The organism is Gemmiger formicilis (genome assembly GCF_016901605.1).
Classification (GTDB): domain Bacteria; phylum Bacillota; class Clostridia; order Oscillospirales; family Ruminococcaceae; genus Gemmiger; species Gemmiger formicilis_B.
On sequence record NZ_JACJKP010000405.1, the window covers coordinates 1 to 532 of the forward strand.

Genomic DNA, 532 nt, shown 5'->3' on the forward strand with positions numbered 1-532 from the left:
CCATGCCGCCCCATTATCTGTGCCCGGAGTGCAAACACAGTGAGTGGATCGATGACGGCATTCACTTTGACGGATTCGACCTGCCGGATAAAAAATGCCCGGTCTGCGGTCATCCCATGATCGTGGAAGGTCACGACATTCCCTTTGAAACCTTCCTGGGATTTTACGGTGACAAGGAACCGGATATCGACCTGAACTTCTCGGGTATGTACCAGTCCCATGTGCACCGCTATACCGAGGAACTCTTCGGCAAGGAAAACGTGTTCAAAGCCGGTACGGTATCCGGTCTGCAGGATAAAACCGCTTACGGCTACGTCAAGAAGTACCTGGAAGAGCGGGGCAAGACGGTCAACCGTGCCGAGGAAAACCGTCTGGTTATCGGCTGCACCGGCGTCAAGCGTACCACCGGTCAGCACCCGGGCGGCATGGTCGTTGTGCCGGACACTTTCGATATTTATGACTTCTGCGCCATCCAGCACCCTGCCGATGACGTAAAGGGCGGCCTGTTGACTACCCACTTCGAATTTAAGTA

1 pseudogene is annotated in these 532 nt (G+C 54.7%); it reads left to right on the plus strand.

What is annotated here, in order from left to right:
• Nucleotides 1–532 (plus strand): annotated as a pseudogene (locus H6B10_RS15150) (PolC-type DNA polymerase III); the annotation flags it as partial.